The following is a 21711-nucleotide window of genomic DNA, read 5'->3' as shown; positions in this document are numbered from 1 at the left end:
AGTCCGACGTGGCGATCGGCAAACAGCGCGCCGCCCAGGACGCCGCGGACACCAAGCACAAGGCCGAACAGAAGACGGGCGGCCAAGAACAGAGCACACCGGCGGCGCAGCCGCCGCCCGTGCAGGCCCAGCCCAGGGCCACCGATGGTGCTCATCGAGCGTGACACCAGGCGCGATCCGTGCTGCCGCCTCATTCCTCCGGTGGCAGCACGGAGCACGAGGAACTGGTGTCTTCGTGGGCCGAGGAGCGAACCAGACCGGAAGTGCCGCGGGCGCGCGAAGAAGTCGCGTCCGCGGTGAGGGTTGACGCCCGGCTGCGGGGGTAGCCCTTACCATGACCGAAAACTCATCATTCGCCCGCAGTCACGCCAGGACACTGGCTGCGACGGAGGCCCCGCCGCACCGGCTGTTGTCCACTTTGGAAGACGTACAGGCACTGGACGCGCCCGCGGCCGCCGTGGCGAACCCGGTGAAGAAGCTCTTCAGCGGCCGGGCCGGCGACGAACTCCGGGGCCGCAGCCTCGGCCATCCACTGCACCCGATCGCGGTCACGCTCCCGATCGGCGCGTGGGCGTGCTCGTCTCTGCTCGACCTGGTGCGCGGCAACGAAACAGCTTCCCGCCGGCTGGTCGGGATCGGGCTGCTGGCGGCCCCGGCGGCCGCGGTTCTCGGTGCGGCCGACTACCACGAACTCGACAAGCGGCAGCGCCGGGTCGGGTTCTGCCACCTGGTGCTGAACCTCGTCGCGACCGTGCTCTTCGCCGCCTCCTATCGCAGGCGTCTCCGTGGCACGGCAGGGGGCAAGGTGCTCGGCGCACTCGGCCTGCTCGTCCTCGGCCTCGGGGGCGCGCTCGGTGGCCACCTCTCCTACGCCCAGGGCGCCGGAGTCTTCCGCTGGGAGCCTCGGCCCGTGGCGATGGACGCCCGCTGAACTCGCGCCTCCGGTCGGTGGCCGACCTCGGCCACCGGTGACTCGCGGAGTCAGACCGGCAAACTGCCGGTCACGGTGAACTCGAGGCGTCTGGCCACCGACACGGCCTGGTCGCCGAAGCGTTCGTAGAACCGAGCCAGCAGGGCCGCGTTGGCGGCCTCGGCGGCCCCACCCTCCCAGTTCCGGCTCGTGATCACGTCGAGTACTTGAGCGTGCAGGTCGTCCACCGCTTGGTCGGCGCTGTCCAGCTCGGCGAACATGCCCGCGTGGGGCGCGGCGATCATCTCCGCGAGCCGATCGGCCATGTCCGCGGTGAGCTCGCCGAGGCGGCGAAAACTCTCTTCCAGCTCGGCGGAGCCGAAGCGGCCCGGGTGCTGAAGCCGGGCAGTGCCGGCGATGTGCGCGGCGAGGTCACCCATGCGCTCGAGCTTGTCGGCGCAGTACACCGCGGCGAGCACGAGCCGGAGCTCATGGGCGACCGGTGCTTGCAATGCCAGCAGCGCCTCAGCGTGCTCTTCGCACTCGGCGCGCCGGAGATCCAGCTCGACGTCACTGCCGAGCACCTGCTCGGCCAGCGCCACATCCGCGGTGAGCAACGCGGCCGTGGCCCGCCGCATCGCCTGCGCGCAGCCGACGCACATTTCGGTCATCTCGCCGCCGAGCCGAACCAGGTCCTCGTGAAACGCCTGTCGCATACCAGCCTCTTTCGCGCGTCTCCAGCGACCACGTCAGCACGCCGACGGAAAGGCGGACGGCCACGACCGGGTGGGCATGGTGGCCTGATCTCCAGAGTCCTCCTCGGCTTTCCCGGGTACCCGGAGGGAAGGCGGTGAAACTCCTCGTTCACCGCCACGCGGGTGCCGCCGCTTTCCGCGCTGTCGAGCGCATCCGCGACAAATGGCCCACCCTGGGTGTAACTCCATGGTCCGGGGGAACCCGTAGTCCAGGTGGCGGCCGGTTGAGCAGTCAGCCGGCTGCCATCGCAAGCGCTTTCACCGATCTCCCCTCACCGCACCGGGCCTCGCGTCCTCGCTTTCGTGCGCGCCGACTCAACGACGCTCGGTACTTTCCGCGCTCCAAATCCCGGCGGATCGGAGCCCGACGAGCACGGCGGCGGTCGTGTCCTCCGGCACCGCCGCCGTGCGCCGGGTACCGGCCGCGACCACCACCGCGGCGACGTCGGGGAGCTTCACGTTCGTGTACTGCGAAACCTCGCGCAACGCCGCGAACGCGTCGTCCGCCGACCAGCTCCGCAGGACCATGATCATGCCCTTGGCCTGCTCGATCACCGCCCGCGTCGCGAGCGCGTCCTCGAGCTGCTTCACCCTGGCGGCCTGCTCCCCATGATCCGCATCAGGGCTCACGCGAAATTCCTTGCGCCCGTCCCGGTCCAGCCCCGCACCGGTCACCGCTGTGCCCCTTCTCCGAGCAGGGCAACGAGTTCCTCCGCGGCCCAGCGCCGTCCCTCGTCCCACAGCAGCGCGAATTCGCGGCCGGGGTGGGCCGCGTGCCGCTGGTCGAGCGCGAGGCAAGCCGGCCGCGGCGCGGCGTGGTCCGGCCTGCACGACTCGAGACCGATGCCGAGTTCGGCTGTCACGGCTCGCAGATACGGGGTCGAAGCGGTGGCGCCGGCGTGGTGGCCGGTCGGGATGTCGATCGATGCGGTCACGGGAACCGACCTCCTTTCTCGTGCGAGGAGGGCCGGGCCGCGCGAACAGGCCCGGCCCTCGGGACAGCACGACGGCGTCAGGAAGTGATTTCCTTGCGGTCCATAGCGGAGGTTCCGCTGGAGACCGTGATCCGGCGCGGCTGCGCGGTTTCGGCGACCGGGATCCGCACGGTCAGCACACCGGCTTCGTACGCGGCGGAGATCCGGGCCGTGTCGAGCCCGTCGCCCAGCAGCAGCTGGCGGGAGAACACGCCGTACGGCCGCTCTGAGACCTGCAGCCGCGCGTCGTCCCCGGTGGGGAGCGGGCGGCGCTCGGCCTTGACGGTCAGGACGTTGCGTTCGACTTCGAGCTCGACGGCCTCGGGATCGACGCCGGGCAGGTCGAAGCAGGCAACGAACTCGTCGCCGGCTCGGTAGGCGTCCATCGGCATCGCGGCGGGCCGCGACCACGTTCCGGGCGGCACGCTGCCCAGCAGCTGCTGCGTGAGCCGGTCGAACTCGCGGAACGGATCGGTGCGCATCAACATCGGTTCCACCTCCTGGAGTCGTATCGGACTTGTCAACGCGCAGAACTGTTCTAACATGTCATCGGAACGTTGACAAGCATGACGTCATCGGAAGGTTGACATGGATGAAGCGGGTGTCATGGCCCTCGTCGGCCAAGCCGTCACGGACGTCCGCGCCGGCGCCGCAGACGCGGAGCAGCTGCTCGCGGCGCTCAGCGCGCTGCACGCACTGCGGGCGAGCCTCGCCGAGTGGGAGCCGGAACTCATCACCGCGGCGCGCGTGGCCGGCGTGAGCTGGGCGGCGCTGGCGCCGTCGCTCGGCGTCACGAGCCGGCAGGCGGCCGAGCGGCGCTACCTGCGGCTGCAGCCCTCCGCCACCGGAGACGCCACGGGCGAGGGCCGCATCGACGCCCAGCGCGACCGCCGAGCCGGCGACCGCGCGGTGTCGGACTGGGCACGGCGCAACGCCGCGGTCCTACGCCGGCTCGCCGCTCACGTCACCGCGGCCGAAGGCATGTCCGCCGCGGGCCGGCGAGCCGCGGCCGATGTCTCCCAGGCCCTGGCCGCCGACGACGCCTCGGCACTGCTCGAACCGCTCGCCGCGACGCGCCGCCACCTCGTGGCCGGGCACGCCGACCTCGCCGGCCAGGTCGGTGACATCGGCACGGAAAGCGCCCGCGTGCGCGACGAGGCCATCTCCGACCGCCGACGCCGCACGAACAGCTGACCGGCCCTCACCGGCCGGGCCCGGCGAGTCCCTTGAGATGCGCGCGGAGCCGACGCCTGCCCGCGAGCGCACGGTGCCACCGCTCAGCCCGCTGACGGCGAGCCTTCGCGGTTGGAGCGCACGGATGACGGGTAGCCGTCTTGCGTGACCGACTCCACCATCGCCGTCCTCGACATCGACGGAACGCTCGTCGACTCCAACTACCAGCACGCACTCGCCTGGTACCGGGCACTGCGCTCGGCGGGAGAGACCTACCCGGTGTGGCGGCTGCACCGGCTGATCGGCATGGGCGGGGACCAGCTGCCCACGGCTCTCGGAGGCGAAGACCTGGAGCACCGGGTGGGCGACCGGCTCCGGGAGCAGCAGGGCAAGGAAGTCGACGCTCTGCTCGAGGAGATGGCGCCGTTGCCCGGTGCCCACGACCTGCTCGTGGCGATCAAGAACCGCGGCCACCGGCTGGTCCTGGCCAGCTCCGGTCAGCACCGCCACGTGGACGTCTACCTGGACAAGCTGGCCGCCCGTGACATCGCCGACGACTGGACCACCAGCGCCGACGTCGAGGCCTCCAAACCGGCGCCGGATCTGCTGCAGGTGGCGCTGAAGAAGCTGGGCGCGCCGCCCGACGCGCCGAGCGTGCTGGTGGGCGACTCGGTCTGGGACATCAAGGCGGCGAAAAGCGCCGGGATGCCGGCGATCGCCGTGCGCTCCGGCGGGTTCGGGGACGACGAGCTCCGAGAGGCCGGCGCCATCGCCCTGTACGACACTCCCGGCGACGTCGTGAAGGCGCTGGACGACACCCCGCTCGCCTGACCGTCGGCCGCGCTCGGATTCCGCCACACCGCCCCGGTTGGACACGACCCCGGCCGGGTAGCCGCCCCTGCAACGCCGCATTGCGGGGAAGAAGGACCCGATGGAACCCGAGCTGCCCTTGGCCGACGAGCTCGCCGCCGTGTTCGCCAGGCTTTCCGGACTGTTGCTCACCACCGAGACGGTGCAGTCGCTGCTGAAGCTGATCACCGCGGCCGCGCGGGAGGTGGTCTCCTCGGCGCTCGGGGCGGGGGTGACGGCGGCCGGTGTCCAGGGCGCGCCGGTGACCTGGGCGGCCACCGGCGAAGAGGTCGAACGGGCGGACCGGCTGCAGTACGAGCTGGGGGCCGGGCCGTGTCTGACGGCGTGGCGGGAAAGTTCGGTGATCGACGTCGGCGACCTGCACGACGACGACCGCTGGCCGGAGTGGGCCGCGTCGGCCGCGCGCCTGGGCCTGCGGTCCGTGCTGAGCGCTCCGATGGTCACGGGCTGCCGCAGCGTCGGCTCCGTGAAGGTCTACTCCGAGCGGCCGCACGCGTTCGACGAGCGGGACCGGACGCTGCTCACGATGTTCGCGTCGCAGGCCGCGGTGCTGGTGACGAACGTGAGGTCGGCCGACGCCGCGACACGACTCAGCACCGAGCTGCGGTCGGCGCTGCGGGCCCGGGACATCGTCAGCATGGCCAAGGGACTCGTGATGGGCCGCGACCACGTCCCCGAGGAGATGGCGTTCCTCGTGCTGGCGGACGAGGCCTCGCGAGCCCGAAAACCGTTGCGCGACAACGCCGAGGCGATGCTGCGCACAGCCGCCCGGCCACGCCGGTGAACGGGCCCGGCGGCGCGCAGCGGCGCGAGATCGTCCTCGCCTGCCGGCACGCCGGCCTGACACCGGACCAGCTCTGGCGGCGCTACTTCGCGCTCGGCGGCAGCCACGACCCGGCGGAGGTCGAGGCATACCTCGAAGGTGTCGCCCGGCTGCCGCGCCATCACTGCGACCTGCTGGCCCACGCGGTCAACGAGTGCCTCGACGAGACCGCCTGGACCCGCCGCGTGCCCTACAGCCGCGTGCTCCGCCCCCGCAGGCCGCACGACGACTCGCTGGCGGCCCTCGTGCACCTGCTCGAAGGCACCGAGCCGGCGCCGCCCGAACGCCTCCCCCGTCTCGTCGAAGCCGCCGGCAGGCTGATCGGGATCGAGTTCAGCGTCTACCTCGCCGACTACGCCCAGCATTATCTGCACCCGGTGCCCGTCGCCGGGGATCCGGGGCCACCGTTGCCGATCGACAGCACGCTGGCCGGGCGAGCGTTCCGCAGCCTGGAGACACTGCCCGCGGATTCGGCGGGCCGGCCGTGCCTGTGGGTGCCGCTCGTCGACGGTGCCGAGCGGATCGGCGTCCTGCGAGCCGACGTGGCCGACGAGGACGAGCTCGAAGACCCCGGGCTACGGGCGCAATGCCGGTGGACGGCCCTGCTCGTCGGCCACCTCGTGGTGCTGATGACGCGGTACGGCGACGGCCTGGACGCGGTGCGCCGCCGCAGGGACCGAACGATTCCCGGCGAACTGATCTGGTCCCTGCTGCCCCCGCTGACCGCGGGTGTCGACGGGTTCGTCGTCACCGGTGTGCTCGAGCCGCGGCACGCCGTCGCCGGGGACGCCTTCGACTATTCGCTGTCGGACACCACCGCCGTGCTGTTCATCGTCGACGCCGTCGGGCACGACCTGCGCAGCGGCCACATCGCCGCCACCGCACTGGCCACCCACCGCAGCGCCCGCCGCGCCGGCTACGGGCTCTTCGAACAGGCCCGGCAGATCGACGAGACGATCGGCGCGGCGTTCGGCAACGCCTCCTTCGCCACAGCTGTGCTGGCCGAGATCGACCTCGCGACAGGACGGATGCGGTACGTCAACGCCGGGCACCCCCAGCCGCTGCTGATGCGCGGCGGCAAGGTCGTGAAGCAGCTGACCGGAGGGAGGCGGGCCGCGCTGGGGCTGGGTTCCGGCGAGCTGGTCGTCGGCGAGGAACGGCTGCAGCCCGACGACTGGCTGGTCCTCTACACCGACGGCATCACCGAAGCCCGCAACAGCGAAGGCGAGTTCTTCGGTGAGGCGCGGCTGGCCGACTTCCTGCGCCGCGAGGCGTCGACGGGGTACCCGCCACCGGAGACCGTGCGGCGGCTGATCCAGGCCGTGCTCGCCCACCACGACGGCTCCTTGCAGGACGACGCCACCGTCCTGCTCGCGCGGTGGACCGACGCTCGCGACCTCGATCCGCGCCGGTGACGCTCCTTCCCGGCGAAGGGTCCGGACTGCCGGGACGCCTCGCTGGGAAGGAGCGCTCACCGCTGAACTACCGGTTCAGCAGCCGCACGGTCAGCGGGCGGGCCGTCGGCTGCGCCGGCGTCCGCACGGTCACGGTCTTCGTCGCCGGGTCCCAGGTCCACGTGTTCGCGGCGCTGCGGTGCCCGTCGACGAACACCGCCGACGGCGCCTGGGCGGCGGTGAACCGGACGGTCCACGTGCGCTGCGCCGGCCGGCCCGGGTACGACCCGTGCATGGCGTCGATCGCGAGCGTCGCCGAGTGGGCGTCCTCGGTGTAGGTCATGCCGGTGGTGGCGCCCTTCGCCGAGGCCGACTGCCCGTCGTCCTCGTAGAGGGTGAACGCGCCCTTGCGGCCGCCGGCCACGGTGACCGTCGCGGCGGTCAGCGGGTGGCCCTCGTCGCCGGTGACGTCGCCGCTGCGGGTGACCATGATGCCGCCCGAGCGCAGGAACACCGGCATCGTGTCCCAGCCCGTGGTGATCTGCGCGGTGGTCCCGCCGTGGTAGGTCTTGCCCGTGAAGTAGTCCGTCCAGTCGCTGCCGGGCGGGAACCACACACTCGTGGTGGCGGTGGTGCCCGGGCTGGTCGCCGGCGCCACCAGCACGTCCGGCCCGTACAGGTACTCCCCGCCCGCCTGGGCGTAGGCCTCCTGCTGCCCCGGGTACTGCAGGTACAGCGGCCGCACGATGGGCAGCCCGGTCGCGGTGGCCTGCTGCGCGAGCGTGTACGTGTACGGCACGAGGTCCTCACGCAGGTTCAGGAACTTCGTCGCCGACGCGTCCGCGGCGGCCCCGTACTGCCACGGCAACCGGTCGCTGTGGTTGGAGTGCAGGCGATCGATCGGCTGGAACGTGCCGAACTGCACCCAGCGCGCGTACAGGTCGTCCGGCAGCTTCGTGCTGCCCGGCTCGCTCCCCGGTTCCTGCAGGCCCCCGGTGTGGCCGCCGATGTCGTGGCTCACCGAAGCCAGGCCGGTCGCCGCGGACTCGCCGGGCGTGTAGCCGACCTCGAATCCCAGCGTGGCCCAGTCGGACACGGTGTCGCCGGTGAAGTGCAGGGTGGTGCGCTTGTCGGCCCACGGCCCCGTGGGCACCGCGGTGGGCGAGCTGTATCCACCGGCCTGCAGCGAACCGTACGCGCGGGAGAACGCGAACCCGCGGCCGACGGTCTTCGCCGCGTCGTCGGCGTACTGCTGGTTGATCCACGAGTCCGGGGTGACGCCGGCGAGGCCGGAGCTCGACCCGTCGCAGCACCAGTCGAGCCACCACAGGTCGTTGCCCTGCTGCTCCATCGGCCGGTGCAGATCGAAGTAGGCCCGCAGCTGGTCCGGGTCGCCGAAGTCGAACACGTAGCAGTCGGTGCCGCCACCGCCGCAGCTCCCGGGCTTGAGCTTGCCCTTCGCGGTCGCCTGCGCCGCGGCGAACTGCGGGTCGGAGGCGAGGATGCTCGGGTGGACGTTCAGCGCCGTGTGCAGGCCCTGGTCGTGCGCCCACTGGAAGAACGCTGCCGGGTCGGGGAAGCGGGCCGGGTCGATCTCCCAGCCGTTCCACTTGTTCGGCGTCTTGTAGTCGGTGTCGACCACGAGCATGTCCAGCGGCACGTTCTCCGACCGGAACTTCGGCAGGATCGTCTGCTCGAAGTCCGCGGCCGTGCGGTCGTAGTACTCGGAGTACCAGACGCCGTACGACCAGCGCGGCAGCAGCAGCGAAGGCCCGGTCAACTGGGACAGCTCACGCAGCGCGCCGGCGTAGTCCTGGCCGTAGGCGAACACGTACCCGTCCTGGTAGGCCTTGCCACCGTGCGCGGGGCGCTGCGTGACGACCTTGGTACGCGGGTCGTACAGCGCCGAGGCGGTGTCGTCGAGCAGCGACCAGCCGTCCTGGTAGAGGATTCCCGGGTTGGTGACGGCGGTGCCGTCCACGCCGTCGAGCCCGCGCCGGTAGCCGCCCAGCGCCGCGTGCGGCGCGAGCAGCGCCGAGTGGGGCCGGGTGACCGCGACGGTGTCGATGTTGAGGTGGCAGTTCGTCGAGTCGGGGCAGCCGAGCGTCACGGTGTCGGTGCCGGCCGCGAGCTTGACCGGGACGGCCGTGGTCCGCCACGAGTTCCAGCTGCTCGTCGCGGGCAGCGTGAGACTGGCCGGTGCGGCGCCGCCCACCTGGAGGGACAGGGTGGTGGGCTGGGTCTGGCCGGAGACGGCGGTCGCGTCGGCGTAGCGCAGTTGCAGGTCGTACGAGCCGTTCGCGGGCACGCCGGTCACGGTGAGCGCGCCGGACGCGCCCGCGCGCTCCATCCCGGCGAGGAAGCCCTTGCCGGAGTAGCCGTCGTGGTCGCTCGCCGCGTGCGCGCCGCCGGCCAGGGCGCCCTGCTCGGCTTCGCAGAGGGCGCCGAAGGCACAGGGGGTGGGCGCCGGCGGGACGGGCTGCGGGTACGAGGCACCCGTCGTGACCACGGCCAGGCTGTCGATGTTGACGTTGCCCGAGTCGGTGGCGCCGCGCTCGACGGTCACCTGGTGCTCCCCCGCGGACAGCGTCACCGGCACGGTGGCGAGCGTCCAGGTGTCCCAGTCGGCGGTGGGCGGCAACGACACCGTGTGCGGGTCGCCGCCATCCACGAGGACCGTGAGCGAGCGCGTGGTGTGCTGCCCGTCGCCGCCGGATCCGTTGGCGTACCGCAGATCCAGCTGGTAGGCACCGGCCGCCGGGGCGGTCGTGCGGAACGCCAGGTCGTCGCCGGCGTTGGCGAAGCCCGCGGCGAAGCCGTCGCCGGTGTAGCCGCGGTGGTCGCTGGCGACGCCCGGCCCGGACAGCTGCAGGTTCTCGGCCTCGCACAGGGTGCCGAACGCGCAGACGGGGGTCAGCTTGCCCGCCCAGGGGCGAGCGGTGACGTCCTGGCCGCCGGTGCGCAGCCCGACGGTGAGGTTGTCGTCGGAGAACGCGCCTGAGCCGAGCTTGTAGCGCAGCTGGACGGCGCTGGTCCGGATGGTCAGCCAGCCGTCGCGCTTCGTTGCGGTGTAGGGGGTTCTGGCGAAACTGCCGCGGCCGACCGCGTTGAAGGTACCGGCGTCGACGAAGGCGGAGTCGCCCGCGTACTCCGTCCGGATGAGCGTCGGCGACAGCACCTCGAACCGCGCCTGCCCGGCGGTCACGGTTTGCGCGGCCAGACCGGATGCCGGTGCCGCACCGGCGGAAACTCCCGTCGACACCAGCGTGCCCGCCAAGCACACAACGGCCAGCAGCCGCACCAGAAGTCGTCGTCGGACCGATGTCGCCCGTCTGGCCACCGTTGCCTCCTCGAAGATCCTCGGCGACGGTACTTCGTGAACGATCAAGGCTGAAGGCGCGGACCCAAGCCTGTCCGGTGGTCTGTCCTGTCGCGTGCTCGGCGCACGCAACGCCGGGGAACGCGGGTTCCCCCAGTGCGGACATTCCGGTCAGGGCAACGGTTTCGGCCGAGGGCGGGCATCCGCCTCGCGCGTCGGAGGTCTCCGAAGGTCCCTCGCCACGGCTTCTCACCCCTCGCCTCGGTGAAAAACACCGCGCGGCGACGCGGTTTTGCCGCAGGTGAGGCAGGGCAGACTACGGACCCGAGAGACAAGGAGACGCCCTATGACGGTGACCGGACGCACGACGGAAGACCGCTACCCCACCAGGCTCCCGCATGCCGCCGACCTGGTGGCACGCATCGATCCCACGGTGTGGCCGGGCCGAAGACCCGGCCCGTTCACCGGAACCGAGCTCGCCGGCTTCGACCACAACGGCTACCTGGTCGTGAAAAACATGCTGGGCGACAGCGAGATGACTTCCTTGCAAACGGAGGCGGCCCGGCTGGCAGACGACTCCACCGACGACCCGCGGGTGATCCGCGAAAAGCGCTCCGGCGCCGTCCGCTCGGTTTTCCAGGTGCACCGCACCAGCCCGCTCATCGCCGCACTCGTCCGGAACCCCGTCGTCCTGGACCGCGCGCGGCAGATCCTCGGGTCCGAGGTGTACATCCACCAGAGCCGGATCAACTTCATGCCCGGCTTCACCGGCCAGGGCTTCTACTGGCACTCGGACTTCGAGACCTGGCACGCCGAAGACGGTTTGCCGGCGCCGCGCGCGGTCAGCATGTCCCTGGCCCTGTCCACGAACTTCCCCTACAACGGCGGGTTGATGGTGATCCCCGGGTCACACCGCACCTTCGTCCCCTGCATCGGCGAAACCCCGGCCGACCACTACCAGGCCTCGCTGCGCGAGCAGGAAATCGGCGTCCCCGCCCGCCACGACATCGAACGGCTGGCCCGCGCCCACGGCATCGACCAGTTCACCGGCCCGGCCGGCTGCGCCCTGTGGTTCGACTCGAACATCCTGCACGGCTCGGGCAGCAACATCACGCCGTTCCCGCGCTCCAACGTCTTCGTGGTGTTCAACAGCGTCGACAACACACCTGTCGAGCCGTTCGCCGCCCCGGCACGCCGACCGGACTACGTGGCAGAACAGGACTTCACCCCCCTCGACGACCATCGCCGTTGATCCCCCGCGCCACCGTCAGTCCACTTCGGACGAGGGCCTGCCGGCACGGCGGTTCTCCGCCGCCACCTCGCTGACCGGGGTCGCGGGCTCGATGAGGCGCAGCGCCTCGCGGGGCACGGTGACCTCCACTTCGCCGCCGAGCCCGTCGAGGTCACGGTGCAGCACGAGCGCGGCCAACGGCGGTGTGGTGCCGAGCAGGACCCGGGCGAGCGGGACGGTCCGGACCACCTCGAGGACCCGGGCTCGCACGCGCAGCGCGGGGGACGAATGCCGGTCCGGACCGCCGAGGAGGACTTCCTCCGGCCGGTAGTACACCGTTCCCCGCGTCGCGCCGTTGCCGAGAACCGCCGGGTCGATCGGCAAGTCACCGACGTGGAGACCGCCGGTGTCGTGGCGGGTGGGGCCGAGTTCGGCCCAGCCGAGCAGGCGGGCGGTGGCCCCGTCGGTGGGACGGCGGGTCAGCTCGGCGGCGGGGCCGGTCTGGCGGAGGGTGCCGGCGTCGAGGATGGCCAGGTCATCGGCGAGGCGGAGCGCTTCGTCGCGGTCGTGCGTGACGTGGATGGCGGGCACCGCCAGGTCCCGCAGCGTCGCGCGAAGCACCTCGCGCAGCTCCTCGCGGACCGGTTGGTCCAATGCCGAGAGGGGTTCGTCCAGCAGGAGCGCGGCCGGCCGGGCGGCGAGGGCGCGGGCCAACGCGACCCGTTGCCGTTCTCCGCCGCTGAGCGAGCGCGGCGAACGGCGGGCGAGGTGCGCGATGCCGAACCGGGCCAGCAGTTCCCCGGCTTCCGGGCTGCGCCGGTGCCCGCGCAACGCGGGGGCGAAGCCGACGTTGTCGCGAACGGACAGGTGCGGGAACAGGGCGGCGTCCTGGAACACCACGCCGATCCGGCGGAGGTCGGCGGGCAGGCCGGTGATGTCCTGGCCGTCGAGGCGCACCCGGCCGTGCCGGGGCGTGCGGAACCCGGCGATGGTGTCGAGCAGCATGCTCTTGCCCGCGCCGGAGGGCCCGAGCACGACCAGGACGCGACCGCCGGGCACGCTGAGGTCCAGCGGCCCGAGCCGGAACGAGCCCGCGCGGGTGAGCAGGCCGGACACGGTGAGCACGGGCTACCGCCGCGGCCGGGTGGTGCCGGCGACGAGCCATCCGGAGGCGAGCGTGCGCAGCACGAGGAACGTGGCCAGGGCGACGAGCAGCAGGAGCACCGCGGCCGATGCGGACTCGGCGAGGCCTGAGGACAGGAACAGGTTGTAGATCGCCACCGGGGCGGTGGCCGGGTAGTAGGCGAGGATGACGACGGCGCCGAACTCGCTGATCGAGCGGGCGTACACGAGCACCGCACCGGTCAGGACTCCGCGCCAGGCCAGCGGGAGGCTGACCCGCCGGAACGTCTGGCCCGGCGAGGCGCCCAGGCTCCGGGCGGCGCGTTCCACGTTCGGGTCCAGGGCTTCGAACGCGACCCGCGCGCTGTTGACGGCGAACGGCGCGCTGACGAACAGCATCGCCACGATGATCCCGGCCTGCGTGCCGTAGAACGACAATCCGGTGACCTGCAGCGGGGCACCGAGCCAGCCCGTGCGGCCGAACACGAACAGCAGGGCGATCCCGGCGACCGTGTGCGGAATCGCCAGCGGCAGATCGACGATCGCCTGCACCAGTGCGTGCCCGGGAAACCGCCGCCGGGCCAGCAGGTAGGCCAGCGGAACCCCCAGCACGGTCGCGACCACCGCGGTGATCGCGGCGTCCTGGACGCTCAGCAGCACCGCGTGCCGGATCTCCTCGTTGACCGCGGCCTCGCGGAGGCCGCCGGGCGACGTCGCCGTCACCAACCCGAGCACGGGCAGCAGGATGAACCCGAGCAGCACTCCGCCGGCGACCCACAGCAGCGCCGGGAACAGCCCCCGCGTCACCCGGACCGCACTCCGCCGTCCACCTTCGGCGTGGTCGTTCATTCAGCCCCCGGGCAGCTGGGCCGGAACCGTCCGCGGCCGCACCGACGCGGGCACCTGCGCGCCGCCGGCGACCCCGGCGACCGCGGGGCTGACCACGGTGAACCCATTGTCGGTCATGATCTTCTGACCGGCCGGCGACAGGACGAACTCGACGAACCTCAGGCCCGCCGCCGAGTTGGGCGCGTTGGTCGGCACGGTCAGCGCGTACACGATCGGCTTGCCCGCCCACGCGCCCGAGGACGTCGGCACGCTGACGGTCGCGTACGCCGCCGCTCGGGCCGGGTCGGACAGGTCGATCTGTGCGGGCAGGTCCAGGAACCGCAGGTGGTGCTGCAACGCGTCGGACCGGTAGATCCCCAGGTAGTCGATCTGCCCAGTGGACACCGCCGGCAGCAGCTGGGTCTCGGTGCCGACCATCGTCTCGGGCGGGGAGTTCGCCAACACCCCGGCCGACAGGTTCGGCTGGTGGTAGTAGTTCTGCGCCAGCGCGAGCATCTGCAACGTCTGGTACCCCGACGGGTCGGTGTCCGGATTGGACCGTCCGACCTTCACCCCCGGCTGCGCCAGCGCCTGGAACCAGTTGTCCGCCGTCAGGCCGGCGGCGCCTTTGCTCCGGTCGGTGTAGGCGAAGGTGATGCGGTTCGAGGCGAACCCGACGTACCAGTTCGCGAACTGCGTGCCCCCGTTCGCGCCGTACATCTTCGAAGGAATCAGGGAGTAGTCCGCGACGCCCAGCACGTCGACCGGGTTGTGCAGCTCGGTGATGCCCCGCACCACCTCGACGCTCCCGGCGAACCGCGACTGCACCGTCACACCCGGGTTCTCCGCCTTGAACGCCGCGATCACCGCCCCGAACGGCTTGGCCAGCGTGCCCGCCCCATTGACGATCAACGTGCCGGTGACCGGGACGGCGGAGCCACCCGCCGGAGCCGATGGGGCCGCCGGCGGCGCCCCGCACGCGCCCGCCACCGCCATGGCCGCACCGATCGCCAGTACCTTCAGTCCGAAGCCACGCCGCATCGCGCCTCCTCCTGCCACGTCGCAGAGGGGCAAGGCTACCGACGGTGAGGTACGGACGACAGCCCCGAACAGCCCGCACACCGCAATCACGACACCCGCGACGGCGAGAGCAGCAGCGCACACGGCGACGCGGGCCATCCCGCGGAGTGACCGATGCATCGCATCCCCGGTCTCTCCCTCAAGCTGGAGCGGTCGCGCAACGAGGGGAAGGGCAGCAGTGAGCTGGTCGACGGAGGTGCTCGCGTTCCTCGCGGGCCTGGTCATCTCGACGGTGACCGCGCCCGTCGGCGTGTCGGGCGCCGTCTTCCTCCTGCCCGTGCAGGTCAGCGTCCTCGGCGTGCCGAGCCCGGCGGTCACCCCGACGAACCTGCTGTTCAACGTCGTCGCCGGCCCCGGAGCCCTTGTCCGGCACCGCCGCAACGTCCACCTGCGCGGCCCGCTGACCCGTCTGCTGCTGGCCGGCACCGTGCCCGGCGTCGTGCTCGGTGCCGTCATCCGCGTGTTCGCCGTGCCCGGCCCCGGCGTGTTCCGTCTCCTGGCCGCGGCTTTCCTCCTCCCCCTCGGCCTGTCGCTCTGCGTCCGCACGCTGCGTCCGGCACGGCACCACGCCGAAACGCCGCCGTCGCCGCGCACGACCGTCGCGCTGGCCTTCGTGGTCGGCATCGTGGGCGGGATCTACGGGATCGGCGGCGGCTCGCTCCTCAGCCCGATCCTGGTCAGCCGCGGCGTCCCCGTCACCACGGCCGCCCCGGCCGCACTCGCCTCCACCTTCGTCACCTCGCTCGTCGGTGCCGCCTCGTTCGCCCTGCTCGCGACGACCTCGACCGGCGACATCGCACCCGACTGGCTCGTCGGCCTCGCCTGCGGGCTCGGCGGCTTGATCGGTGGTTACCTCGGCACCCGCCTACAGCCCCGGCTCCCCGAAACCGGCCTCCGCCTCCTGCTCGGCATCCTCGCCATGGCCATCGGCGCGCTCTACGTCATCCAGGCCACCCTCACCTGATCCGCGCGTGGCACCGGCCGGCGAGCCGTCAGGCGGTTTCGGCGCCGAGGGCGCGCCCGGCAGGGCTGCGGGTGTGGGCCCACGCGGGCAGCGCGGTCAGCGCCGCGACGGCGAGCAGGATGGCGAGCACGGCGATGAGCAGCCACGTGTGCGGGGGCGTGACCTGGGTCCCGAAGAGCCAGTACAGCCCGAGCCCGACGGGGACACCCGCCACCACTCCGGGCACGGCGGGCAGGAGCTGCGCGACGCTCAGCGCGGTGACGACCTGGCCGGGCGTGGCGCCCAGGGTGCGGGAGATGGTCAGCGCGCGGCGCGCCTGCACGGCGGTGCTCCAGCCGAGCAGCACGGTGTTCAAAGTGGACAGTGCGATCAGCGCGACGGTGACCGCGAGCAGCACCTGGCCGGTCTGGTCGGTCCGCACTTCGATGGGGCCGAACCGCTCGACGGCCGGTGTCGCGTCGAGATCGGCGTGCCACGTGAGCAGGGCGGTGATCATGAGGGTCGTGGCGGCGGTGCCGGCCGAGGCCAACGCGGCACGGCCGGGCCGGCCGGCGGCCAGCCGGACACCGAGCAGCATCGACGTCGGCAGGTACGCCGTCAAGGCGGTCAGGCGCGGGTGGGCTTGCGCCGGGTCGGCCAGCGCGTGGACGGTGCTGCCGCGGGCTGCCCGCGCGGCGGGGCCGAGCGCACCGGTCACGGCGACGAGGAAGGCCAGCAGCACGGCGGCGAAAACGGTGCCCGCGCCGGGAGGACTGACGGTGTCGAGCAATCCGGCACTGGGATCGACCAGGTGGGGTGCGGCCAGCGTCGCGGCGGTCAGTCCGAAGGCCGTGGCCACGAGCGTGAGCACCAGGTACTGCACCAGCAGCACGGCGGTGACGGTGCCGGGGCCGGCGCCGACGGCCTTGAGCACCGCCGCCCGGCGGTTGTCGCGGGCGGCGCGCGCGGTTCCGAGCGCCGCGAGGGTGACGATCGCGGCGATGGCGAGCAGCCAGCCGCCGATCACCAGGGTGGGCCGGGTGAACTCGATGATGGCCTTGTCCGTCTGCAGGACGTTCTGCCAGTAGTGGAAGAACGTGTCGCCGTCGGGTCTCAAGGCCCGGACGGTCGGGGACTTCCCGAACCCCGTGGCCGCGTCGGGGTCGGACAGCTTCAGGTAGATCAGGTGGACGCCGGAATCACCGCGCGCCGCCGCGCGGGCGTCGGCGGTGGTGAGCCAGACCATGCCGCCGGCGTCGGACGGCCCGATCTGCGCCGGGTCGCCCCACGGGTACACCGCGGTGGCCGCGCTGATCGCGGTCCCGACGACGGGAACGCTGCGGCCGCCGACGGTGATCCGGTCCCCGACACCCACTCCGAGCGACTGGGCGAAGCCGCGCTCGACCACCGCACCACCGGCCCGCACCCACGTCCCCGAGGTCACGAGTGGACGGTCCACAGAGGACGGTCCGGCGTCACGCCCCTCCACCGCGGAGTGCGCGGACCGGCCGTGGGCCTGGATGCTGGTGTCGAACGCGAAGAACGGGCCTCCGACCGCGGTCACGCCGGGCACCCGGGCCAGGCGAGATGCGAAGGCGGCGGGATCGGGGTCCGCGGTCACCGACATCACGTCGGGGCCGGCGGTGGCGTCCCGGGTTTTCGCGTACCCGTCGGACACCGCGCCGGTGGTCGCGATGCCGACCGTCAGGCTGACGCTGGCGAGGGTGACGGCCACCAGGAACATCGCGGCCTCGGCCGGACGGCGGCGCAGGTCGCGCGCGGCCAGGCGCCACATCAGCAGCAGACGACCCACGGCTCAGCCCTCCCAGCCCAGGAGCGCACCGAGAGGTCTGGTGCCGCCGTCGAGGCGGGTGTCGTCGAGCAGCGTCCCGTCGCGCAGGGCGACGACCCGGTCCGCCGTGGCGGCGACCCGGTCGTCGTGGGTGACCACGACCAGCGTCTGGCGGGCGGCGCGCAGTTCGCCGAAGAGCCGCAGGATGTCCCGGGTCGCCGTGCTGTCGAGGTTTCCGGTGGGCTCGTCCGCGAAGACCACCAGCGGCTCGTTGACCAGCGCGCGGGCGATCGCGACCCGCTGCCGCTGCCCGCCGGACAGCTCCGAGGGCAGATGGCGGGCCCGGTTGGCGAGCCCGACCCGCGCGAGGAGCCCGGTGGCCCGGGCGCGGGCCGCGCGCGGCGAGGCGCCGGCGAGCAGCGCGGCCAGCTCGACGTTCTCCACCGCGCTCAGCTCGTCCATCAGGTGGAAGGACTGGAAGACGAAGCCGATGGCACGGCGCCGCAGCCGGGCCAGCGCCCTCTCGCCGAGGTGGTCGATGCGGCGGCCGCCGAGCCACACCTCGCCGCTGCTCGGCCGGTCGAGACCGCCGAGCAGCTGCAGGAGCGTCGATTTGCCGCAGCCGCTCGGCCCGGTCACGGCGAGCGTCTGCCCGGCGGGCACGTCGAGGTCGACCCCGTCGACGGCCCGCACCAGGCTCTTGCCCTGCCCGTACACCCGTGAAAGGCCGACCGCACGCACCACCCCGGGCCGGCCGCCGGCTGTGCTCCGGCCGCTGACCAGCCGCCCGTCTCTCGTCATCCGTTCCCTCCGCCTTTCCCACGCGAGGCGAGCGCGGCCCAGGTCCGCTCGCACGCCTCCAGCCAGCGCAGATCGGCCTGCAACCGCAGGGCGACGCCCTCCAGGAGCAGCCCGGCCTCCGAGTTCGTGTCATGCTCGAGCGTCGCTTGCTGCGCCTCGGCGAGGCTGCGCATCAGCTCCCGCCGCCGCGCGTCCACCAGTGCAAGCGGATCGGCCAGGCCCGACTCGGCGGCGGCCACGAGCTTCAGGTGGAACTCCGGCACGTCCGCCCTCGGCCCGGCACTCTCGCCCATCCACGCCGTCACCCGTTCCTGCCCGGCCGCAGTCAGCGCGTACACCTTGCGCCGCGGGCCCCGCACCGGCGCGTCCTCGCGGTCCTGCACGACCAGACCCGCCTTCTCGAGCCGGGTGAGCGTCACGTAGACCTGCCCCACGTTCAGCGTCTCCCCCAGCGGCCCCAGCGCCGCGACCAGCCGCCGGCGCAGGTCATACCCATGCGACGGCTCTTTGGCCAGCAACGCCAGCACCACGTCCTGCACGCCCGTCCTCCCCTGCGGTACCGCAATAGATAGCGGTTACCCAAAAGGGTGTCAACCACCGGTGCGCCCGCCATCCGGCCTCGCGTCCGGCATCCCCCGCCGAGATCCCAGAACACGCCTGCGTCAGGCCGAGCGCGCGGCGAGGTCGAAGCGGCTTCACCCACTGCGGTTCGACGGCTTCGCGCAAGGCCGTCCTTGTTCGCGAAAGCTTGCCTTCAGCCCATTTCGCGCAAGGTACGCACCACGCTCAGGGGCTTGACGAGATCGAATACACGAGCGTATTCATTGTTGTATTCACCGCGAGCGAGGAGGCCGGGATGCCGGAGACGCCACCCCAGACCCGCTCGATCTCGCTCGCGGAGCGGGCCGTGCTCGCCCTCCGGGAGCTGGTGCACGACGGCGTGTTGCTTCCCGGCCAGCCGATCCGGCAGGCGGCGATCGCTCAGCAGCTGGGCATCAGCCGCGTCCCGGTGCGTGAGGCGCTGAAGAACCTCGAGGCCGAAGGACTCGTCGAGCCCTCCCCCAGCGGGGGGTTCGTGGTGGCGCGGCTGTCGGCGGACGAGCTGAGCCAGATCTACCTGATGCGGCGACTGCTGGAGACGGAGCTCCTGCGCCGGATCACCTCGGTGCCCCCGTCGGAGCTGGCGGAGCTCACCGAGCTCAACAGCCGCATGGCCGAGCTGATCGACAACCCCTCCCGTGAGCTCAGGCACCTCAACCGGGAGTTCCACTTCCGGATCTTCCGGTTGTCGGGCCTGGCCCACGTCGTGGCCGAAACGGCGCGGCTGTGGGACAAGACCACGCCGTACCGGCTGGTCTACAGCACTGAGCGCGCCGCCCGGGTGCGCATTGTGGACGATCACGAGAAGCTCATCGGCGCGCTGCGGCACGGCGATGTCGACCGGTTGATCCAGTTCATGGACGACCATCGGGGCACCGGCGAGCAGAACGTCGTCTCGGTGCTCTCCCACCCCCACCGGTAGCGCCCCGGGGCCATCGCGACACCGGCCTGCGAGCCGGTGTGCCCCATCCTGCCCTCGGTGCGCCACGACGTGTGCAAGGAGGCACCGTCATGACCTCTGCCCGCCCCAGGTCCGCTCAACAAGCCCCGCCGGCCGGCACCAGCAGCACCGGTTACGTGACCTTCGTGGTCCTGCTGTCGTTCCTCGCCTGGGCCCTGGTGTCGATGGACAACGTGATGCTCGGCGTCGCAGTGCCCGCGCTGGCGCCGGCACTGCACCTGTCACTGTCCACAATAGAATACCTGATCGGCGCATTCTCCTTCGTCACGTTCGCCGCCCCCGTGCTCGCCGGGCGGCTGATCGACCGGATCGGGCGCCGCGCGAACTTCCAGCTTTCCCTGGTCGGAACCGGGATCTTCGGGGGCCTGACCGCTCTGGTGGCCAACGCCTGGCAGTTCATCGTGGTGCGGCTGCTGGTTTCGACCTCCTACGGCCTCACCGAACCGGTGATCAACACCCTCGTCGCGGAGGAAGCCCCCCGGCACCGGCGCGGTGTGCTGATGGGTCTCGTGCAGGCCGGATACCCGCTCGGCGCCGGCGTCGCGGGCACGATCGCCGCGGTGCTGCTGCCCGCGTACGGCTGGCGGCCACTGTTCTACCTCGCGTTCGCGCCGTTGCTGCTCGTGCTCGTGGCGGGCTGGTTCCTGCGCGACTCGGCCCGGTTCAAGCAGGTCAAGGCCGCGACCGCGCACCGCGCCGTCGAGCACAAACCCGGGTGGCGCAAGCTGTTCACGCCCGAGCAGCGCCGGCAGACGATCGTCACCAGCCTGTTCGGGTTCTGCATCAACGGCGGGATCGGGCTGATCATCGGCGTGGTCACCACGTACCTGGTGCACGTCGACCACCTCTCGCTCGGCTCCGCGGCCTTCCTGTTCGGCCTGAGCAACTGGGTCGCGCTCGGCAGCCAGATCCTGGTGGGCTGGATCGCGGACCACGTGCCGTCGAAGTGGCTGATGACCGGCTACTCGGTCCTGGCCGCGGCGGCGCTGGCGCTGCTCGCGATTCCCGGTCTGTCCTTCACCACGGCGACGGTGAGCCTGGTGGCGTTCGGGTTCTTCGGCAATGGCACGTTCGGCTGCTACACCCGCTACACCACGGAGTCCTACCCGACCGAGCTGCGCGGCACCGGGACGTCGTTCTCGCTGGGTTGCTCGTTCCTGACCCTGTCGTTCATGCCGATCATCGGCGGCGCGCTCATCGACTCGGCGGTGCCGACCGCGATTCCGCTGATCTCCGCGGCACTGGTGCTGATCGGCGCCGCGGTGATGGCCTGCGGCAAGAGTTTCGCGCCGCGGCGCGACCTCGACGAGCTGTCCCCCTCGAAGCTGCTGTCCGACTAGGAGGAGTTCGCATGGCGGACCTGGAGTACACGAAATCCGACGGTATCGGCACGATCCTGCTGAACCGGCCGCACCGCAAGAACGCTTTCACCCACGAGATGATCGACCAGTGGGCGCAGATCCTGGTGGACGCCCGCACGGACCCCGACGTCCGCGTGATCGTGCTGACGGGTGCGGGGGACGCGTTCTGCTCCGGCGTGGACCTGTCGTCGATGTCGGGTGAGCGGCCGACCCCGCTGCAGCGCAAGACGCAGCTGAGCGAGCGCATCCACCGCATCCCGTTCGCGCTGGAGGACCTCGACAAGCCGGTGATCGCGGGGATCAACGGGGTGGCGGTCGGGGCGGGCATGGACATGGCGCTGATGTGCGACATGCGGATCATCGCCCGGTCGGCGAGGCTGTCGGAGGGCTACATCCGGGTCGGCCTGGTGCCGGGCGACGGCGGCTGCTACTACCTGCCGCGGCTGGTGGGTCAGGCCAAGGCGTTGGAACTGCTGCTGACCGGCGACTTCATCGACGCCGAGGAGGCCGCGCGCCTGGGCATCGCCAACCACGTGGTCGACGACGACGAACTGCCGTCGGCGGTGGACAAGCTCGCGCGCAAGCTCGCCGACGCTCCCCCGATCGCGGTGCGCACCATCAAACGGGCGGTCCACCAGTCCGCGCGCAGCGACCTGCGCACCGCGCTGGACCTCATCTCGTCCCACATGGCCGTGGTGACGTCCACACAGGATTCGGCCGAGGCGCTCGCCGCGTTCCGCGAGAAGCGCACCGGCGTCTACCTCGGCCGCTGAG

Annotated in this window: 21 protein-coding genes; 10 read left to right on the top strand and 11 right to left on the bottom strand. The window is 72.0% G+C overall.

Annotated elements, in window-relative coordinates; translation table 11 throughout:
* The first annotated feature begins 334 nt into the window (after positions 1-334).
* Positions 335-931, top strand: coding sequence for a DUF2231 domain-containing protein (locus AB0K15_RS42035; protein ID WP_364064692.1), 597 nt, complete (start codon positions 335-337; stop codon positions 929-931).
* A gap of 50 nt (positions 932-981) precedes the next feature.
* Here the strand turns inward: AB0K15_RS42035 and AB0K15_RS42030 are convergent, their stop codons facing one another.
* From AB0K15_RS42030 to AB0K15_RS42015, 4 genes are all read right to left on the bottom strand, one after another.
* A complete protein-coding gene (locus tag AB0K15_RS42030; protein WP_364064689.1) occupies positions 982-1626 on the bottom strand; it encodes a PhoU domain-containing protein in 645 nt (214 codons plus the stop codon).
* A 354-nt stretch (positions 1627-1980) separates the two neighbouring features.
* Complete coding sequence (locus AB0K15_RS42025) at positions 1981-2295, bottom strand: ANTAR domain-containing protein (RefSeq protein WP_364064686.1); 315 nt, start codon at positions 2293-2295, stop codon at positions 1981-1983.
* A 41-nt stretch (positions 2296-2336) separates the two neighbouring features.
* The gene (locus AB0K15_RS42020) at positions 2337-2600 is read right to left on the bottom strand and encodes a DUF6292 family protein (RefSeq protein WP_364064683.1); all 264 of its coding nucleotides are present in this window, start codon (positions 2598-2600) and stop codon (positions 2337-2339) included.
* 77 nt (positions 2601-2677) lie between these two features.
* Positions 2678-3127, bottom strand: coding sequence for an Hsp20/alpha crystallin family protein (locus AB0K15_RS42015; protein WP_364064680.1), 450 nt, complete (start codon positions 3125-3127; stop codon positions 2678-2680).
* Between the two features lie 100 nt (positions 3128-3227).
* Here AB0K15_RS42015 and AB0K15_RS42010 point away from each other — a divergent pair, with 100 nt between their 5' ends.
* The 4 genes from AB0K15_RS42010 to AB0K15_RS41995 all read left to right on the top strand — a co-directional run bounded on the left by AB0K15_RS42010 (position 3228) and on the right by AB0K15_RS41995 (position 6920).
* A complete protein-coding gene (locus tag AB0K15_RS42010) occupies positions 3228-3833 on the top strand; it encodes an HSP18 transcriptional regulator (RefSeq protein ID WP_364064677.1) in 606 nt (201 codons plus the stop codon).
* Between the two features lie 144 nt (positions 3834-3977).
* Entirely contained in the window at positions 3978-4643 is a 666-nt protein-coding gene (locus tag AB0K15_RS42005; RefSeq protein WP_364064674.1) for an HAD family hydrolase, read from the top strand.
* A 100-nt stretch (positions 4644-4743) separates the two neighbouring features.
* The gene (locus AB0K15_RS42000) at positions 4744-5466 is read left to right on the top strand and encodes a GAF and ANTAR domain-containing protein (protein WP_364064671.1); all 723 of its coding nucleotides are present in this window, start codon (positions 4744-4746) and stop codon (positions 5464-5466) included.
* On the top strand, positions 5463-6920 hold the full coding sequence (locus AB0K15_RS41995; protein ID WP_364064668.1) for a PP2C family protein-serine/threonine phosphatase: 1458 nt from the start codon (positions 5463-5465) through the stop codon (positions 6918-6920). The genes AB0K15_RS42000 and AB0K15_RS41995 overlap by 4 nt, the downstream gene beginning before the upstream one ends.
* A gap of 67 nt (positions 6921-6987) precedes the next feature.
* Here AB0K15_RS41995 and AB0K15_RS41990 read toward each other — a convergent pair whose 3' ends face one another.
* Positions 6988-10239, bottom strand: coding sequence for a TIM-barrel domain-containing protein (locus AB0K15_RS41990; RefSeq protein ID WP_364064665.1), 3252 nt, complete (start codon positions 10237-10239; stop codon positions 6988-6990).
* A 325-nt stretch (positions 10240-10564) separates the two neighbouring features.
* Between AB0K15_RS41990 and thpD the strand changes: the two genes are divergently transcribed.
* Entirely contained in the window at positions 10565-11470 is a 906-nt protein-coding gene (gene thpD / locus AB0K15_RS41985; RefSeq protein ID WP_364064662.1) for an ectoine hydroxylase, read from the top strand.
* Positions 11471-11485: 15 nt separating this feature from the next.
* On the opposite strand, the gene AB0K15_RS41980 is transcribed toward thpD, so the two are convergent.
* Genes AB0K15_RS41980 through AB0K15_RS41970 form a run of 3 tightly spaced genes read right to left on the bottom strand, consistent with a single transcriptional unit; the run spans position 11486 to position 14440 of the window.
* Positions 11486-12574 carry an ABC transporter ATP-binding protein gene (locus tag AB0K15_RS41980; protein ID WP_364064659.1) on the bottom strand — a complete coding sequence of 363 codons (1089 nt, stop codon included), beginning with the start codon at positions 12572-12574 and terminating at the stop codon, positions 11486-11488.
* 3 nt (positions 12575-12577) lie between these two features.
* Entirely contained in the window at positions 12578-13378 is an 801-nt protein-coding gene (locus AB0K15_RS41975; RefSeq protein WP_364064656.1) for an ABC transporter permease, read from the bottom strand.
* Between the two features lie 42 nt (positions 13379-13420).
* On the bottom strand, positions 13421-14440 hold the full coding sequence (locus AB0K15_RS41970) for an extracellular solute-binding protein (RefSeq protein WP_364064654.1): 1020 nt from the start codon (positions 14438-14440) through the stop codon (positions 13421-13423).
* Positions 14441-14657: 217 nt separating this feature from the next.
* Here AB0K15_RS41970 and AB0K15_RS41965 point away from each other — a divergent pair, with 217 nt between their 5' ends.
* Positions 14658-15443 carry a sulfite exporter TauE/SafE family protein gene (locus AB0K15_RS41965; RefSeq protein WP_364064648.1) on the top strand — a complete coding sequence of 262 codons (786 nt, stop codon included), beginning with the start codon at positions 14658-14660 and terminating at the stop codon, positions 15441-15443.
* 28 nt (positions 15444-15471) lie between these two features.
* On the opposite strand, the gene AB0K15_RS41960 is transcribed toward AB0K15_RS41965, so the two are convergent.
* The 3 genes from AB0K15_RS41960 to AB0K15_RS41950 are packed head-to-tail and all read right to left on the bottom strand — an operon-like array spanning position 15472 to position 18554.
* Entirely contained in the window at positions 15472-17235 is a 1764-nt protein-coding gene (locus AB0K15_RS41960) for an FtsX-like permease family protein (RefSeq protein ID WP_364064645.1), read from the bottom strand.
* A 3-nt stretch (positions 17236-17238) separates the two neighbouring features.
* Entirely contained in the window at positions 17239-18015 is a 777-nt protein-coding gene (locus AB0K15_RS41955) for an ABC transporter ATP-binding protein (protein ID WP_364064640.1), read from the bottom strand.
* Complete coding sequence (locus tag AB0K15_RS41950) at positions 18012-18554, bottom strand: PadR family transcriptional regulator (protein ID WP_364064637.1); 543 nt, start codon at positions 18552-18554, stop codon at positions 18012-18014. The genes AB0K15_RS41955 and AB0K15_RS41950 overlap by 4 nt, the downstream gene beginning before the upstream one ends.
* Positions 18555-18871: 317 nt before the next feature.
* Here AB0K15_RS41950 and AB0K15_RS41945 point away from each other — a divergent pair, with 317 nt between their 5' ends.
* From AB0K15_RS41945 to AB0K15_RS41935, 3 genes are all read left to right on the top strand, one after another.
* Positions 18872-19537, top strand: coding sequence for a GntR family transcriptional regulator (locus tag AB0K15_RS41945; protein ID WP_364064630.1), 666 nt, complete (start codon positions 18872-18874; stop codon positions 19535-19537).
* Between the two features lie 89 nt (positions 19538-19626).
* Positions 19627-20916 (top strand): MFS transporter, encoded by a 1290-nt coding sequence (locus tag AB0K15_RS41940; protein WP_364064623.1) that lies wholly within the window; start codon positions 19627-19629, stop codon positions 20914-20916.
* An 11-nt stretch (positions 20917-20927) separates the two neighbouring features.
* On the top strand, positions 20928-21710 hold the full coding sequence (locus AB0K15_RS41935; RefSeq protein ID WP_364064617.1) for an enoyl-CoA hydratase-related protein: 783 nt from the start codon (positions 20928-20930) through the stop codon (positions 21708-21710).
* Position 21711: the final 1 nt, after the last annotated feature.

The sequence above is a fragment of the Amycolatopsis sp. NPDC049253 genome (assembly GCF_040678995.1).
GTDB lineage: Bacteria > Actinomycetota > Actinomycetes > Mycobacteriales > Pseudonocardiaceae > Amycolatopsis.
Note: the sequence above shows the minus strand (reverse complement) of the source record. Positions and strands in the feature narration are given on the sequence as shown.

Bases quoted from the DNA above. Each gene is read 5' to 3' on its own strand.
- AB0K15_RS41970 (WP_364064654.1), bottom strand. From the start codon at position 14,440: ATGCGGCGTGGCTTCGGACTGAAGGTACTGGCGATCGGTGCGGCCATG.
- AB0K15_RS42010 (WP_364064677.1), top strand. From the start codon at position 3,228: ATGGATGAAGCGGGTGTCATGGCCCTCGTCGGCCAAGCCGTCACGGAC.
- AB0K15_RS41955 (WP_364064640.1), bottom strand. From the start codon at position 18,015: ATGACGAGAGACGGGCGGCTGGTCAGCGGCCGGAGCACAGCCGGCGGC.
- thpD (WP_364064662.1), top strand. From the start codon at position 10,565: ATGACGGTGACCGGACGCACGACGGAAGACCGCTACCCCACCAGGCTC.
- AB0K15_RS41935 (WP_364064617.1), top strand. From the start codon at position 20,928: ATGGCGGACCTGGAGTACACGAAATCCGACGGTATCGGCACGATCCTG.
- AB0K15_RS42030 (WP_364064689.1), bottom strand. From the start codon at position 1,626: ATGCGACAGGCGTTTCACGAGGACCTGGTTCGGCTCGGCGGCGAGATG.
- AB0K15_RS42035 (WP_364064692.1), top strand. From the start codon at position 335: ATGACCGAAAACTCATCATTCGCCCGCAGTCACGCCAGGACACTGGCT.
- AB0K15_RS42015 (WP_364064680.1), bottom strand. From the start codon at position 3,127: ATGTTGATGCGCACCGATCCGTTCCGCGAGTTCGACCGGCTCACGCAG.
- AB0K15_RS41945 (WP_364064630.1), top strand. From the start codon at position 18,872: ATGCCGGAGACGCCACCCCAGACCCGCTCGATCTCGCTCGCGGAGCGG.
- AB0K15_RS41940 (WP_364064623.1), top strand. From the start codon at position 19,627: ATGACCTCTGCCCGCCCCAGGTCCGCTCAACAAGCCCCGCCGGCCGGC.
- AB0K15_RS42000 (WP_364064671.1), top strand. From the start codon at position 4,744: ATGGAACCCGAGCTGCCCTTGGCCGACGAGCTCGCCGCCGTGTTCGCC.